Origin of the sequence: Nocardia vermiculata NBRC 100427, assembly GCF_001613265.1 — a bacterium.
GTDB lineage: Bacteria > Actinomycetota > Actinomycetes > Mycobacteriales > Mycobacteriaceae > Nocardia > Nocardia vermiculata.
In genome coordinates this window covers 49,141-67,883 of sequence record NZ_BDCA01000006.1, presented here as the reverse complement: position 1 = coordinate 67,883, position 18,743 = coordinate 49,141, and the positions used below count along the sequence as shown (strand labels likewise).

General features: G+C 69.7%; 1 protein-coding gene. It reads left to right on the top strand.

Going from position 1 to position 18,743, the window contains the following annotated elements:
* Positions 1 to 372 precede the first annotated feature (372 nt).
* On the top strand, positions 373 to 18,621 hold the full coding sequence (locus NV2_RS09815; RefSeq protein WP_067871261.1) for a non-ribosomal peptide synthetase: 18,249 nt from the start codon (positions 373 to 375) through the stop codon (positions 18,619 to 18,621).
* The last annotated feature ends 122 nt before the right edge of the window (positions 18,622 to 18,743 follow it).

The window sequence follows — 18,743 nt, the reverse complement described above, 5'->3', positions numbered from 1 at the left end:
CCGCGCCGTCGAATATTACGTACAACACACTGCCGCGAGTGCGACCCGTGCCCGCAAGGCCGACCGGAGAACCTGATGAATGACAACGACGTCGGATGAGGAATCACCGGCTGCGACGCGAACCTGGTCGCTGACCGCGACATGCCATCGCGACGGATGGACCACATCTGCACCCCATCGATAACGGTCGCCACGTCGCTGCATCAATTCTATATTTTCGCCCACCGTTGAGGCGAGGGATACCCGCGTGCGATTGCACGCGGCGGTAGACGTCGCCGTTTTCTCGCGCTGTCGCGCGCGGAATCCGTACTCGCGGAACATTTCCGCAGGTGCGGGGTCCGGCCCGGGCGATACACACCGTATGGAGGACCGGTGACACAATTCAAGAGCAACTTCGACCGTGACCTGTCGAAGTCAGCGCGGATACGCCCGGCCATTTCCGCCGGGACCCCTGTTCCGGACGACGGTGCGGGAACGAATTCCCCGGTGGACGAATCCGGTTCCGCGGCACCTCGTGAACTGTTCGAACTGACCGCGGCGCAACGAGGAATCTGGTTCGCCCAGCACCTCACCGGAGAATCACCCATTTCCGTCGCGCAATATGTGGAAATAGCGGGTGAACTGAACGCGGAACTACTCGTCGACGCCTGCCGCACCGCCGCCCGAGAATTCGGTTCCGGACATATCCGGTTGGCCGAGGTGGACGGCGAACCCTGCCAGTTCGTCGACGACCGCGGACCGTCGGTCTCGATCATGGACGTCCGACGCCACCCCGACCCGGTCGCCACCGCGCATCGGCTGATGACCGAGGACTACTGCGCCCCGCTAGACCTGCTGCACGACCCGCTGATGAAGGCCATCGTCTTCCACGTCGGCACCGATCACTACCTGTGGTACCAGCGCGCCCACCACATCGTGCTCGACGGATTCGCCGCCGTCACCATGCTGCAGCGGATCACCGAGCTGTACAACGCCTGGGCCGGTGGGGTGCAACCGCCGCCCTGCGGTGCGAAAGATCTGCGTGAAATCACCGAGCAGGACCTCGCCTACCGCAGGTCGACCCGCTTCGACAACGACCGCAATTATTGGACCGACCATGTGGCGGGCGCACCTGCGGCCGTCAGCCTCGCCGGCAGTGTCGGCAAGCCCACCATTCATCCGGCACTGGTCGGCACGCCCCTGTCCGCAGAGACCGCACACCTGCTCGACGTGGCCGCCACCGAGCACGCCGGCAGCGTCACACCGATCGTGGTCGCCGCCTTCGCCGCCTACCTGGCCCGCATGACCGGTAGCGAGGAACTGCTGCTGAGCCTGCCGGTATCGGGGCGGCACTCCGCGGTGCTGCGCCGTTCCGGCGGCATGGTCGCCAATGTGGTCCCGCTGCGTATCCGGGTCGGCGCCCGCGACGTCGGAGCACTGATCGCCGCCGTGCAGGGCGAGCTCACCAGCGCACTGCGCCGACAGCGCTACCGGCAGGAAGACATCTTCCGCGATATGGGGCTCGCCCGCGACGAGACAGCATCGTTCGGCCCGGCGGTGAACCTGATGATGGTCGACAACGAGGTCGTCCTCGGCACTACCACCGGTCGCCTGCACGTGCTGACCTCCGGGCCCACTGCCGACCTGTTCGTCAACATCTATCCCGGTGCCGGCAAGAACAGCACCCGCATCGACTTCCAGGGCAATCCGAACATCTACAGTGGCGACGAACTGGCCCGCCATCATCAACGGTTCCTGAGGTTCCTACACGATTTCCTCGCCGGCGGCCCGAACCGGCCCGTCACCGCGCTGTCACTGCTCGACGGGCACGAAACCGCCACCTTGCTGCCCGTACGCGGGCCACAAGGGGTCCGAACACGGCTGCTGCCCGACATTCTCACCGACAGTGCGCGCCGCCACCGCAACGCACCGGCACTGGCGGGGCCCGGAGCGGGTCTCACCTACGGTGAGCTCGACACCGCTTCTTCCCGGCTGGCCCGCCATCTCATCGCGTTGGGCTGCGGCCCCGAGACCACCGTCGCGGTGATGCTGCGGCGTTCGGTCGATTCGGTCGTCGCGGCGTGGGCGGTGGCCAAGAGCGGTGCCGCCCTCGTGCAGGTGGATCCGGAGTATCCGGCCAAACGCATCGAGCACATGATCACCGACAGCGGTGCCCGCGTCGGCATCACCGACAGCGCCCATCGCGGCCGGCTGCCCCACACGGTGCCCGCGGTAGTCGTCGACGATGCCGGCACTGTTGCCGCCTGCCGCGGGCGCGCGGAAGGGCCGATCACCGACATCGAACGGACCCGCCCACTACGCCCGGGCAACCTCGCCTACATCACTTACACCTCCGGATCCACCGGCGTCCCCAAAGGTGTTCAGGTCACCCACACCGGGCTGGCGAACCTCATCGCCGACCGCAGCGAAACCTGCCATATCGACGAAAACGCCCGGGTGTCGTATGCGTTGTCGCCCAGTTTCGATGCCTCCCTGGAGCAATTCCTGCTCTGCTTCGCTGTCGGCGCGACGCTGCTGATCGTGCCACCGGAGGTGATCGGTGGAGAACCGCTGACCCGGCTGTTGGCCGACGAACACGTCACCCACCTCACCCTCACCCCGGCGGTGCTGGCCACCGTGGACCCGCGCCCACTGACCGAAGTACGCGCGGTCGTGGTCGGGGGAGACGTGTGTCCGCCGCACGTCGTGCAACGCTGGACCCGCAACACCGCCACCACCATGTACAACGAGTACGGTCCGACCGAGACCACGGTGACCGCGGCCGGTGCCACCCTCGCCGCCGATCGCACCCCCACCGTCGGCGGCCCGGTACGCGGAGTATCGGCGATGGTGCTCGACCGAGCCCTGCAGGCGGTGCCGAAAGGTACTGCGGGAGAGCTGTATCTGGCAGGGCCCGGGGTAGCGCGAGGCTACTGTGGTCGTTACGCCGAGACCGCGGGCCGCTTCGTCGCCGATCCGCACGGCCGCCGGGGGGAACGCATGTACCGCACCGGTGATCTGGCGCGCTGGGTCGGCGACGACGCGGCACCGGCACTGGAACTATTGGGACGCAGCGACTTCCAGGTGAAGATACGCGGCTACCGGATCGAACCCGGTGAGGTGGATGCGGCGTTGACCGCGCACCCCGAGGTCGACATCTCGGTCACCGTGCCGGTGCCCAACAACACCGGCACCACCGTGCTCGCCTCCTATGTCGTCGCCCAGCCCGGCCATCGCATCGACGCGCTGCAACTGCAGCAGTTCGCCCGCGACACGCTGCCACCGCACCTGGTTCCGACGGTGATCACGCCACTGGACGCGCTGCCGGTCAACGCGTTCGGCAAACTCGACCGGTCCGCGCTGCCCGCGCCGGTCTTCGCCGCCGCGACCACCGGCCGTGCACCGTCCACACCCCGCGAGATCACTCTCGCGGCGCTGTTCGGGGAGATCCTCGGCGCCGGCGAGCAGGTCGGCGCCGACGACAGCTTCTTCGCCCTCGGCGGCGACAGCATCCTGTCCATCCAGCTGGTGGCTCGTGCGAAAACCGCGGGGCTGCACCTGTCCACGCAGGATGTGTTCGAACACAAAACGGTCGCGGGCCTGGCGCTGGCGGCGACCGAGGCCGGTGCCGGGCCGCAGCTGCGTGAACTGCCCGACGGTGCCGTCGGCACCATGCCGCTGTCGCCAATCATGTACGCGATGCTCGACCGCGGGCATGTCGACCGCTTCGCCCAAGCCACCCTCGTGCAGCTGCCCGACGACATCGAACGAGACGACCTGGTGGCGGCATTGGCAGCGGTTGTCGACCACCACGACATGCTGCGTGCGGCACTGCGCACCTCCCACACCGGCAGCCACCACATCGATATCGCCGCACCCGGCGGCGTCGACGCCGCGGCCGCACTGCACCAGGCCCGGTTGGATCGCCGCGACGACACCGAAATCGACGCACACCTGCAGGCGGCCGCCGACCGGCTCGACCCCGGCAACGGGATCGTGCTGCAGGCGGTGTGGCTCAGCGACCCGCAGCGGCGGGGCCCGGACCTGCTGTGGCTGGTGATCCACCATCTCGCCGTCGACGCGGTGTCGTGGCGCATCCTGCTCGCCGACCTGGCCGGCGCCTGGCGCCGCATCGCCGACGGCAGTGACCCGAGCCTGCCCGCGTCCACCACCTCGGTGCGGCGTTGGACGCACGGATTGATCGAACAGGCGCCCGCCCGGCGGGCCCGCGAACTCGACGCGTGGACCGCGCTGCTCGCAGCGGGAGACGAACCGCTCGGCACCGCAGCGCTGGACCCCGCACGCGATACCGCCGCCACCAGCGGGCAGGTTCGGGTCCGTATTCCCGCCGATGTCACCGACGCGATCCTCACCATCATCCCGGCCCGATTCCACGGCAACGCCAACGATCCGCTGCTCGCGGCGCTGGCTCTGGCGCTGGCCCGGTGGCGGCGCAACCGTGGTGGCGCCGCGGGCAGCGAACTGATCTCGCTGGAAGGCCACGGCCGGGAAGAACATGCCGTGCCCGGCGCCGATCTCAGCGCCACCGTCGGCTGGTTCACCACCCGCTTCCCGGTGCGCCTCGACCTGGAAGGGATCGGCACCGACGACGCGTTCGCCGGTGGTGCCGCCGCGGGCCGGGCCATCGCCCGCGTCAAGGAACATGTGCGTGCGATTCCCGACAACGGGATCGGCTACGGCATGCTGGCCTGCCTGGACGCCGACGCTGCCCGTGTGCTCGCCGACGCGCCGCAACCACAGATCGCGTTCAACTATCTCGGCCGGGTCGGCGCCCACGAACACACCGGGCCGTGGACACCGACCACCGAATTCACCGCGCTGACCGCGACCGGTGACCCGCGGATGGCGTTACCGGCGGTACTCGATGTCAACGCGATCGCCGAAGCCGGCGTGGACGGCCTCGAAATCGACGCCACCTGGGATTACGCGACCGCGGTGCTGTCCGCGGACGAGGTCGAGGAACTGGCCGCGTTGTGGGTGCGGGCGCTGCGCGCGCTGGCCGACCATGTGGGCTCCGACACCGCGGGCGGGTTCACCCCCTCGGACTTCCCGCTGGTCACCGTCGGCCAGGACGATATCGACCGGTGGCTGCTGGAATATCCGACCACCACCGATGTGTGGCCGCTGACCGCACTGCAGACCGGGCTGCTGTTCCACGCCGTCTACGACAGCAGCGGCAACGACGACGGCTACACGGTGCAGGCGAGACTGACCCTGGCCGGACAGGTGGACGCCGGACGCATGCGAGGTGCCGCGCAAACGGTGCTCGACCGCCACGACAGCCTGCGCACCGCGTTCGTCGAGAGCGCCGACGGGCCCCGCCAGATCGTGGTGGGCGCGGTCCGCGCCGACTGGGAGCACACCGACCTCACCGAGATCGCCGACCCCGGTGAACGGGCCCGTGAACACGAGCGGCTCATCGCCGACGCGGCGCGCCCCTTCGACACCGCGCGCCCGCCGCTGCTGCGGATGCGGCTGATCCGTACCGGCGCAGACGAATTCGAGTTGCTGATCACCAACCATCACATCGTCCTCGACGGCTGGTCGATGCCGTTGCTGATCGGGGAACTGCTCACCGCCTACCTCGGTGAGCAGGCGGCGGTGCAGCTGCCGGCGGCCGGCACCTACCGCGACTATCTGCACTGGCTGCACACCCGCGACCGTGACGCCGCCGTCGACGCGTGGGCGCGGACACTGGCCGGGCTGCACACCCCCACTCTGGTGACCGGTCGGCCCGAGCGGGCCGCCACCGCCGAAACCGGTGCCCTGTCGCGGCAGTTGAACGCCGACACCGCCGCCGCGATCGGTGCGTTGTCACGCTCGCACGGGGTCACCGCCAACACCACCGTGCAGGTCGCGTGGGCGATGCTGTTGTCGGTGCTGACCGGTGAGCCCGATGTGGTGTTCGGTAACACCGTCACCGACCGGCCACCGCAGTTGCCCGGTGTGGCCGACATGATCGGGTTGTTCATCAACACCGTGCCGGTACGGGTGCGCCTCGACCCGGCCGAGACGGTCGCCGAACTGCTGGCCCGGGTGCAGTCCGAGCAGGCCGCCACTCTCGAACACCGTCATCTCGGCCTCGCCGAGATCCAGCGCGCCACCGGGTTCACCGACATGTTCGACACGGTGACCGTGCTCGAGTCCTATCCGCTGGACCGTGACCGGCTCGCCGGCATACTCGGCGCCGCCGGGGTGGAACTGGTCGACGTCGACGCCCACGACGCCACCCCGTACCCGCTGAGCCTGCAGGTGACCCCGCCGCGGCCCGGCACCGAGGCCCTCAGCGACGACGGAACCCACACCGTCACACTGCGTTTCACTCGCGACCGGTTCGACACCGGCACTGTCGAGGCACTGCTGGAGCGGTTCGAGGTGATCCTGTCGCGGCTGGTGTCGCAACCGGGCGGGGTCGTCGGCGCCGTCAACGGCTGCGACGACCGCGAATACGCCGAACTGCTGCGCGCGCAATGCGGTGCCGCCCCCACGCCCGAACGCACCCTGGCCCGGATCCTCGCCGACACCGCGCACACCTTTCCCGACGCGATCGCGCTGCGCGACGACACCCGCACCCTCACCTACGGTGAGCTCGCCGCGCGTGCGGAGCTGCTCGCGGGCCTGCTGCACGCGCGCGGGGCGCGCCCGGAAACATTCGTCGCGATCGTGGTGCCACGCTCCGCGGAACTGGTGATCGCGATGTGGGCGGTGGCGCGCACCGGCGCCGCCTTCGTGCCTCTCGATCCGGCCAACCCCACCGCGCGTATCACCGAACTGCTGCGTGACTGTGGCGCCACCCTCGGCGTGACCGTGGGCGCGGTGGCGCATCAACTGCCCGACACCGTCGACTGGGTGCGGGCGGAGGCCGTCGATTTCCTGGCCGGTGTGCCGGACCTCCCGGCCGCTGCACCGCGGCTGGACAACCCGGCCTACCTGATCTACACCTCCGGATCCACCGGCACCCCGAAAGCGGTGCTGGTCACCCACCGGGGGCTCGCCGACCTCGTCGCCGAGCAGATCGAAGCGTTCGACGCCGACCCGACCTCGACGGTGCTGCAGGTCGCCTCACCCGGCTTCGACGCCTGCCTGTCGGAGATCCTGCTCGCCCACAGCAACGGTGCCGCGCTGGCGATCGCACCCCCGCACGTCTACGCCGGGGCCGCGCTCGAACAGTTACTGCGCGAGCGTGCGGTCACCCACGCGATCATCACCCCGTCGGTGCTCGACACCATGGATCCCCTCGGGCTGCCCGGCCTGCATACCGTCGCCGTGGTCGGTGAAGCCACCGGCGCGGATCTCGTCACCCGGTGGGCGCCGGGGCGGCGGCTGATGAACCACTACGGGCCGACCGAGGCCACCATCTGGGCGACCGGTTCCGATGCGCTGACACCGGGGGAGCCGGTCACCATCGGTGGCCCCATCCGCGGCCTGGCCGTGTCGGTGCTCGATGCGTGGCTGCGACCGGTGCCGGTCGGTGTCACCGGCGAACTGTATCTCGGGGGGCCTGCCCTGGCGCGCGGCTACTTCGGGCGTCCGGTGACCACCGCGTCGCGCTTCGTCGCCGACCCGCAGTCACCGCGCGGGGAGCGGCTCTACCGCACCGGTGACAGTGTGCGCTGGATCCGCACCCGCAGCGGGCTGGAACTGCAGTATCTGGGGCGTGGTGACCAACAGGTGAAAATTCACGGGTTGCGGATCGAACCGGGGGAGATCGACGCCCACCTGGCCCGTCACGAATCCGTCGCCACGGTCGCCACTGTCGCGCAGCCGGGCCCGGCCGGTGATCCGGTGCTGGTGTCCTATGTCGTGGCGGCACCCGGCGCCAGGCTCGACGCGCAGGCACTGCACGCCGAACTGGATTCGGAGCTGGCGCATTACATGAATCCGGCCGCGATCGTCGAACTCGACGAGATGCCACGCACCCGGGTCGGCAAGATCGATCGTCGAGCATTGCAACGCAACCGGTTCCGCCCCGACAACGACAGTGGTGGGCGGGCTCCGGCAACCCTCGACGAGCATCTGGTGGCGAAACTGTTCGCCGAAGTGCTGCACCTGGACACCATCGGCGCCGACAGCAACTTCTTCACCCTCGGTGGCGACAGCATCGTCTCCATGCGACTGGTCGCGCTCGCCCGAGAAGCCGGGCTCACCCTCACCCCACGCGACATCTTCGAAGGGAAAACCGTCGCCGCGATCGCCGACATCGTCCACCGCGCCGGTGACCCCGAACCCGAACCCTCACCCGCCGCAGCACACCCGGCCGCAGCACCCGCCGACCTCACCCCCGACACCCTCACCGACACCGAGGTCGAGCGGCTACGGCGACACTACCGCGGCCTGACACAGGTGTGGCCGCTGTCGCCGATGCAAGCGGGGATCCACTTCCACTCCACCTACAACCCCGATACCGCCGGCGACACCTACACCGTGCAGACCGCGATCGAGTTCACCGGCACCGTCGACGGCGCCCGGCTGCGCCACGCCGCCCAAGTGCTCATCGACCGCCACGACATCCTGCGCGCCGCCTACCCCGACACCACCGCCGGCCCGTGCCAGATCGTCGTCGAGCATGCTGCCGTCCGCTTCCACCACGTCGACCTCAGCGCCGCCCCGACCCCCGCCCTCGAAGCCGAACAGATCGCCGCCGGCGACGCCGCCGCAGGTTTCGACCTGACCGTGCCGCCACTGATCCGGTTCACCCTCATCCGCGTGCACGACGACACGTTCCGGCTGCTGATCACCAACCATCACATCATCCTCGACGGCTGGTCGATGCCACTGCTGATGGCCGAACTGCTCGACTACTACACCACCCCCGACCGTGCCGGCACCGCCGCACCCGCCCCCAGCTACCGCGACTACCTGTCCTGGCTCGACCGCCAGGACGCCCCCACCTCCCTCGCCGCCTGGGCCGACAGGTTCCGCGACGTCGAGCACCCCACCCGGGTCGCGCGCGCCGACGCCGCCACCCGTACCGCATCCGCGGGCGAGCTCACCGTCCCCCTCGCGCCCGCCGACGTGGCCCGGCTACGCGCAGGCGCCGCCGACACCCAGGTGACACTCAACACCGTCGTCGCCGCCGCATGGGCACTGAACCTGCGCGTGCTCACCGGCGACACCGACGTGATCTTCGGGACCGCCGTCTCCGGGCGGCCCCCCGAACTCGCCGGAGTCGACCAGACCCTCGGCATGTTCCTCAACACCGTCCCGGTGCGCGTCGCTCTCGACCCCGCCGCCACCGTCGCCGGACTGCTCACCGGCATCCAGAACGACAGCGCCCGCATGCTCGACCACCACTACATCGGGCTGCCCGACATCCACCGCGCCGCCGGAACCAGCGCACTGTTCGACACCGCGATCACGTTCCAGTCGTTCCCCATCGACCGGGCCGCCCTGCAACAACTCGTCGACGCGGCCGGGCTGCGCGTGGACACCCTCACCGGCGTCGACGCCACCCCGTACCCGCTGAGCCTGGTCGTCGCCCCCGAACACCCCGAACCCGACCGGGCGCCCGCACAATACGGGTCGCAACCCCACGGGCTGCGCCTCACCCTGCGCTACCTCGACACCGAATTCGACCACGACACCGCCCGCACGATCCTCGACCGCTTCGTCGACCTACTCCACGCGCTCGCCGCCGACCCGAACACCCCCATCGCGCACCTCACCCCCGACCGGGAACCGCCCCCCGCGCGGCCCACCACCGGCCGCCACCACATCCCCGACACCCTCGACGCCATCCTCACCGCCTCCGCCGCCGCCCGGCCCGACAGCGTCGCCGTCCGATCCGGCGAGACCACCCTCACCTACACCGAACTCGACACCCGCTCCAACCGGCTCGCCCGGCTGCTGCTGGAACGTGGCCTCACCACCGGCACCGTCGTGGCCTGCGCGCTCACCCGCTCGGCGGAGTCGGTCATCGCGTTGTGGGCCGCCGCGAAAGCCGGCGCCACCTACCTGCCCGTCGACCCCAACCTGCCACCCGAACGCCTCGCATTCCTGCTGTCGGACTCCGGCGCCGCGCTCGTACTCACCGACACCGACGTCGCGCACCGGCTGCCCACCGACCTCGACCTGCTCCGCATCGACGACCCCGCCACCCGCCGCGAACTGGACACCCGCGCCGGTGGGCCCGTCACCGACACCGAACGCGGCGCCACCCTCACCGCCGACCACACCGCCTACCTGATCTACACCTCCGGATCCACCGGCACCCCCAAAGGTGTGCTCCTCACTCACCGGGGACTGTCCGATATCGTTGCCGCGCAACGGCGCCTGCTCGGCACCGACGCCACCGCCACCGTGCTGCAGGTCGCCTCACCCAGCTTCGACGCCTCGATCTTCGAAATCCTCGCCGCACACGGCTCCCACGGCAGTCTCGTCATCGCCCCACCACAGATCTACGGCGGACCCGAACTGGCGGCGCTGCTGCGCGCCGAAAACGTCTCCCACGCCGTGCTGACCCCCTCCGCGCTGGCCACACTGCCCGACGACGACCTGCCCGATCTGCGAGTCCTGGCCACCGCCGGGGAACCCGTCGGCACCGAACTCGTGGACCGATGGGCGCCGCACCGCGCCATGATCAACCTCTACGGTCCCACCGAATCCACCATCTGGGCCACCGCGAGCAACCCCCTGACCCGCGGCGCACCGATCACCATCGGCACCCCCGCCGGACCCGTGGCCACCACCGTCCTCGACACCTGGCTGCGGCCCGTCCCCGACGGCACCGCAGGGGAGCTGTATCTGTTCGGGCCCGCCCTCGCCGACGGCTACCTGCACCGCACCGCCCTGACCGCGAACCGTTTCGTCGCCTGCCCCTACGGCGAGGCCGGGCAGCGCATGTACCGCACCGGCGACCTGGTGCGCCGCACCCGCGACGGCGACCTGGAATTCGTGGGACGCAACGACTTCCAGGTCAAGATTCGCGGCAACCGCGTCGAACTCGCCGAAATCGACGCCGTCCTCGGCGCCCGCGCCGACGTCGCTTTCACGGTCACCGTGCCCCGCACCGACGACGGGCGCCCCGCCTACCTGGTGTCCTATGTGCTGCCCGCAGCAGACGCCGACCCCACCGCCACCGAACTGACCACAGCGCTGGCCGACGCCCTGCCCAGCTACATGGTGCCGGCGGCGGTGCACCTGCTCGACCAGGTGCCACTGACCCCCACCGGGAAACTGGACCGCGCCCGGCTGCCGCAGCCGAACCTGCCTACCCGCCGCTTCCGCCCACCGTCCACCTGGCTGGAAGGGGTGGTCGCCCGCGCCTACGAACAGATCCTCGGCCGCGACCGAATCGGAGCCGACGACGACTTCTTCGAACTCGGCGGCGACTCGCTGAGCGCCTCACTGGTCGCCGCCCGCATCGGCGCCGCCCTCGACGTGCGGATGCCGGTGCGCGCCGTGTTCGACGCACCGACCGTCGCCGGACTGGCCCGGCACGCCGCCACCCTCACCACCGGTACCCGGGTCGCGTTGACCGCCGCCGTGCGCCCGCAACCGATCCCGCTGTCGCTGGCGCAGCAACGCATGTGGTTCCTCAACCGGTTCGAACCCGGCTCGCCCGCCTACAACATTCCCGTCATGCTGCACCTGTCGGGCAGCCTCGACACCGCCGCGCTCACCGCCGCCCTCGACGACGTCGTCGAACGTCACGAAGTGCTGCGCACCATCTACCCCGACACGGCGGGGGAGCCCAGCCAGCTCGTCCTCGACCACGCCCGGGTGCCCCTGGAAACCACCCACCCCGCCACCGAAGCCCTCCCGGCCGCCGTCACCGACTTCGTGCGCCGCGGCTTCGACGTCGGCACCGAACTCCCGATCCGGGTCGGCCTGTTCGCGCTCACCGCCGCGACCGGCGCACCCACCGGCGAATACATGCTGGTGCTGGTCGTGCACCACATCGCCGGCGACGGCCAGTCGATGGGGCCCCTGGCCCGCGACGTCATGAACGCCTACGCCGCCCGCCTGCACGCACAACCACCCCGATGGCAACCACTACCCGTGCAGTACGCGGACTATGCGTTGTGGCAACGCCAGGTCCTCGGCGCCGCCGACGACCCCGCCTCACTGATGTCGAACCAACTGCAGTACTGGCGCACCACCCTCGACGGGGCACCCGACCTGCTCGACCTGCCCACCGACCGGCCCCGCCCCGCCGTGGCCACCCTCGCCGGCGACCGCATCGGCTTCGACATCGACGCCGACCTGCATGCCCGGCTCCTCGACCTGGCCCGCACCCACGGCAGCTCTCTGTTCATGGTCGTGCACGCCGCGCTCGCGGTACTGCTCGCCCGGCTCGCCGCCACCGACGACATCGTGATCGGCACCCCCGTCGCCGGCCGTGGTGAACCCGGCCTCGACGACCTCGTCGGCATGTTCGTCAACACCCTCGCCCTGCGCCTCACCGTCGACCCCGGCGAATCGTTCACCGAACTGCTCGACCGCACCCGCGACACCGACCTGCAGGCATTCGACCACGCCGACGTCCCCTTCGAACGGGTCGTGGAAGAACTCAACCCGCACCGCTCCACCGCGCAACACCCCCTGTTCCAGGTCGCCCTCGCCTTCCAGAACCTCACCGGCGCCGACATCGCGCTACCCGACGTCGTGATCACCCGCGCCGACGTCGACACCGGCGTATGCCAATTCGACCTGCAACTGATCCTTGCCGACACCTACACCGAAACAGGTGCCGCACAAGGGATCTCCGGAACCATGAGCTACGCGCGCGACCTGTTCGACTCCGACACCGCCACCGGCATCGTCGACCGCCTGCACCGGTTGCTGCACGCGCTCACCCGCACCCCCGACACCGCCGTCGGCGACCTCGACTGGCTCGACACCGGCGAACACCGCACCCTCACCGCCGGCCCGGCCCGGCCCGCCGGCACACCGACACTGCTGCCCGACGTATTCGCCGCCGCCGTCCACCGCAACCCCCACGGCAGCGCACTCATCGGCACCGACACCCACCTCACCTACACCGAACTCGACGAACGATCCAACCGGCTCGCGCGCCTGCTGATCGACCACGGCGCCGGACCCGAGAACCCGGTCCTCGTCGCCGCACCACGCTCGCCGGATTCCGTGCTCGCCTGGTGGGCCGTAGTCAAGACCGGCGCCCCCTACGTGCCCGTCGACCCCGCCTACCCGGCCGGACGCATCCAGCGCATGATCACCGACTCCGGTGCGGCACTGGGCCTCACCGTCACCACGGCCCGCCCCGCACTGCCCGACACCACCGGCTGGCTCGTGATCGACACCCCCGACACCACCGCCCGCCTCGCCGGCTACCGCCCCGACCGGATCGACGACACCGACCGGCGACATCCACTACACGCCGGCCACACCGCCTACATCGTGTTCACCTCCGGATCCACCGGCACCCCGAAAGGTGTCGCGGTCACCCACACCGGCATCGCCGACCTCACCACCACCCAAGCCGGCGACTACCACCTCGAACCGTCCTCGCGCGTCCTGCACTTCGCGTCACCGTCCTTCGACGCCTCACTCCTGGAAATCCTCTACGCCGCAGCCGGCGCCGCCACCCTCGTGGTCGCACCCACCGGCACCTACGGCGGCGACGAACTCGCCGACCTGCTGCACACCCAGCACATCACCCACGCCTTCGTCACCCCCGCAGCACTGGCATCGGTCGACCCCACCGGCCTCGACGACCTGCGAGTCGTGCTGTCCGGCGGTGAAGAAGTACCCAGCGAACTGGTCGACCGGTGGGCCGGCACCGACACCGCCGGCACCCGCGAATTCCGGATCCTGTACGGGCCCACCGAAACCACCATCCTCGCCACCGCCACCGGCGCCACCACCGGCCGCACCGGGATCGGCACACCACTGCCGCAGATGCAGGCGCTGATCCTCGACACCCGCCTGCACCCCGTACCCACCGGGGTAGCGGGGGAGCTGTACCTCACCGGACCCGCCCTCGCCCGCGGCTACCTGCACCGCACCGCCACCACCGCCACCCGCTTCCTCGCCTGCCCCTACAACGAACCCGGGCAACGCATGTACCGCACCGGAGACCTCGTCCGCCGCACCCGCGACGGCGACCTGGAATTCATGGGACGCAACGACTTCCAGGTCAAGATCCGCGGCTTCCGCATCGAACTCGGCGAAATCGACGCCGCGCTCACCGCCCGCCCCGACATCACCTTCGCCACCACCATCGCCCACCACGACGGCACCGCACCGGTCATGCTCGTGTCCTACGTCGTCCCCACCCCCGACGCCACACCCACCCCCGAAGACCTCACCGCCACCGCCGCCGCCGCACTACCGGCCTACATGGTGCCCGCCGCCGTGGTGATCCTCGACCGCATCCCACTCTCACCCAACGGCAAACTCGACCGCCACGCCCTACCGGCACCGGTGCTGCACGCCAAGCAGTTCCGGCCGCCCACCACCCCCGCCGAAGAAATCGTCGCCGGAGTATTCGCCGAGGTCCTCGGCCTCACCACACCCGTCGGTGTCGACGACGACTTCTTCGAACTCGGCGGCAACAGCCTCGTCGCGACCCGCGTCGCCGCCCGCATCGGCGCCGCACTCGACACCCGCATCCCCGTATCGATGATCTTCGACGCGCCCGCCGTCGCGAAACTCGCCGCCCGCGCCGAATCCCACACCGACACCGGACGCATCGCCCTCACCCCACACCAGCGCCCACCACAGCTCCCACTGTCCTACGCCCAGCAACGCATGTGGTTCCTCAACCGGGCCGAACCCGACACCGCCGCCTACAGCATCCCCATCGTCATCCGGCTCACCGGACACCTCGACATCGACGCACTGCGCGCCGCCCTCGGCGACGTCATCGAACGACACGAAGTGCTGCGCACCATCTACCCCGCCACCACCGCAGAACCCGCCCAGCACATCCTCACCCCGGCCGAAGCAACCCTGCCCGTCCTGGTCACACCACTCGCCGAACACGAACTCGACCACACCCTCACCGCGCTCGTATCGACCCCCTTCGACGTCACCGACACCATGCCGGTACGGGTGCGACTGTTCGACCTCGGCAACGACCAATGGATCCTGGCCCTGGTCGTGCACCACATCGCCGGCGACGGCTCCTCCCTCGGCCCCCTGGCCCACGACATGACCCTCGCCTACGCCGCCCGCCGCAACGGCCACCCACCGCAACGCACACCCCTGCCCGTGCAATACGCCGACTATGCGATCTGGCAGCGCACCGTGCTCGGCGACGAACACGACCCGCAATCACTGCTGCGCGCCCAGATCGACTACTGGACAAAACAACTCGACGACGCACCCGCCCTGCTCACGCTGCCCGCCGACCGGCCGCGCCCACCCGCGCAAAGCTACGCCGGCGCCACCGTGCCACTCACCGTCGACGCACAACTCCACGCCCGCCTGCAACACCTGGCCCGCGCACACAACACCACCCTGTTCATGGCCTTCCACACCGCGCTCGCCGCCGTCCTCGCCCGCCTCGCCGGCACCGACGACATCACCATCGGCACCCCCTACGCCGGCCGCGGCGAACCCGAACTCGACGACCTCGTCGGCATGTTCGTCAACACCCTCGTGCTGCGCACCCGCCTGCACCCCGCCATCACCTTCACCGAACTACTCGACCAGGTCCGCACCACCGACCTCGCCGCCTTCGCCCACGCCGACGTCCCCTTCGAACGACTCGTCGGCGAACTCAACCCCACCCGATCCCGCTCCCACCACCCCCTGTTCCAGGTGATGCTCGCCTTCCAGAACCTCACCGCCACCGAATTCGACCTGCCCGACCTCACCCTGTCGGCCATGGAAGCCGACATCGGGACCTCCCTGTTCGACCTGCAGATCACCGTCTCCGACAACTACGACGACACCGGAGCCCCCACCGGCATCACCGGAACCCTCACCTACGCTCGCGACCTGTTCGACCCCGACACCGCCACCGGCATCGTCGAACGCCTGCACCGGCTGCTGCACGCCATGACCGACGACCCCACCCGGCCGGTGCACGACGCCGACCTGCTCGACCCCACCGAACGCGACAACGTCCTGGTGCACTGGAACGCAACCGAACACCCCGTGCCCGCCGACACCGTCCCCACCGCATTCACCCGCACCGCCCACCGGTACCCCGACCGCATCGCGGTCACCGACGGCGAGACGACACTGACCTACGCGCAATTCGCCGCTCGCGTCAACCGGCTCGCCCGCTGGCTCATCGCCCGCGGAGTCGGACCCGACACCCTCGTCACCGTGCGCATGCCACGCGGCATCGACCAACTCACCGCCATGTACGCCGTCCACGCCGCCGGCGGCGGCTACGTCCCCATCGACCCCGACCTGCCCACCGACCGCATCGACTACATGCGCTCGGTCGCCGCACCCGTCGTCGTGCTGTCCACCCTCGCCGGCATCGACTACACCGCATTCGACGACACCCCGATCACCGACACCGACCGCATCGCGCCCCTACACCCCGACAACCTCGCCTACGTCCTGTTCACCTCCGGATCCACCGGACGCCCCAAAGGCGTCGCCGTCACCCACGCCGCGGTACTCAACCAGCTCGCCTGGATCATCGGGAAATACGGACTCGACGCCGACGATGTCGTGTTGCAGAAGACACCCGCTACCTTCGACGTCTCGGTATGGGAACTGTTCGCCACCCTCATCGCCGGTGCCCGACTGGTGATCGCCCGGCCCGGCGGACACACCGACCCCAGCTACCTCGCCGAAACCATCGCCACCCACAAGGTGACCATCACCTCCTTCGTGCCTTCGATGCTGGCAGTATTCGCCGAGGCCGCACCTGCACAGGCACTCACCTCGCTGCGAACCCTCCTCATCGGTGGCGAGGCCCTCGGTGTGGACACCGTGACCGCTGCCCGGCGAGTACTGCCCGAGGTCGAAATACACAACCTGTACGGCCCGACCGAATTCGCCGTGCACGTCACCGCACAAGAGGCCACCGAGATCGCCGAAGGCAGCAGTGTTCCCATCGGGGCCCCGGTCTGGAACGCGCGCGCCTACATCCTCGACACCCGCCTGCGCCCCGTCCCACCCGGAGTGCCGGGAGAGCTGTACCTGGCGGGGACTCAGATCGCTCGCGGCTACCAGACCCGCCCCGCATTGACCGCGGAACGATTCGTCCCCGACCCCTTCGGACACGGCGAACGCCTCTACCGCACCGGTGACCGGGCCCGCCGGCGCCGCAGCGGCGAACTGGAGTACCTGGGCCGCACCGACTTCCAAGTCAAACTCCGAGGCCTGCGCATCGAACTCGGGGAAATCGAAACAGTATTGGCCGAAGGGCACGGTGTCGCCCGCGCGATCGCCGCCGTACACACCGACCGGCTGGTCGGCTACCTCGTCCCCGAAATCGGTGCCACCCTGGACACCACCGCAGTCCTCGCCCACGCCGGCACCCGGCTTCCGGACTATATGGTGCCCCACACCCTCATGGTGCTCGACACCATGCCGCTCACCGCCTCCGGCAAACTCGACCGCCGTCGGCTACCCGAACCACCGGCCGCGGTAGCCGAGTTCCGGGCGCCGTCCTCGCGGCTGGAAGGCGCCATCGCGCACGCCTTCGAACATGTCCTCGACCTCGCCGCAGTAGGAGCCGACGACAACTTCTACGCCCTCGGCGGCAACTCCCTGCGCTCGATACAGGTGATCAGCGAACTGAAGAAGGAACTGGACCTCGACATCCCGGTCGCCTGGATGCTCGCGGCTCCCAGCCCCGCCGACCTCGCCGCACGCATCGAGTCCGGAACACCGCCCATCGACACCGACACCGGCAACACCACCGGCTTCGACGTCCTGCTGCCGATCCGCACCGCCGGCGACAAACCACCACTGTTCTGCATCCATCCGGCCTCCGGCCTGTCGTGGTGCTACCGCCCCTTCGACCAGTACCTCGCCCAGGACCGCCCGATCTACGGTCTGCAAGCCCCGCAGATCGGTGGGGAAGTACCCGGACCACGAACCTTCACCGACATCGCCCGCCGCTACTTCCAGGAGATCCGCACCGTCCAGGCCCACGGGCCCTACCACCTGCTCGGCTGGTCCCTCGGCGGTCAGCTCGCCCACGCCGTCGCCGCCGAAATCCGTGCCGCCGGTGAACAAGTGGCATTGCTGGCGATATTGGACGCCGAAGCCGACGGGATCGACGCCGCCGACGTCACCACCGTGACCGCCGGTGAACTGGTCGCCAACCTCGGCCCGGTCCTGGGCATCGACTTCGTGAACCCCGACGCCACCGCCGCACAAGCCGCCGAACTGATCTCCCGCGAACTGGGCGACAGCTTCACCATCGACGCCGCCACGATCGAACGCATGACCGACGCCTACAACCTGTCCATCAGTGCCGCCAGTACCTGGCAGCCCCCCACGGTCGACACCGACCTGCTGTACTTCACCGCAGCCCGCAACCGGCGCCCCGACGCCACCGGCCACCACGGCTGGACCGCACTGATCGACGGCAGCATCGTCGACTTCGACATCGACGCCGAACACCTGGCCATGACCGAACCGGCAGCCGTCGCCCGCATAGCCGACATCCTCGACCGGCTCCTCGACGGCAGGACACTCGACGGAGGCAGCGCCAACGGGAACACGCAGCACGACCGCTGACCCGGCGTGGAGCCTTCACCGGCCATCGGTTCTGGGGAACACTGGCCGATAAGGCGTGCCCGCCGGAAATCCACGGCAGTATTCGCCGGTGCGCGGACCATGCGGGCGATTGGGGAACCGAT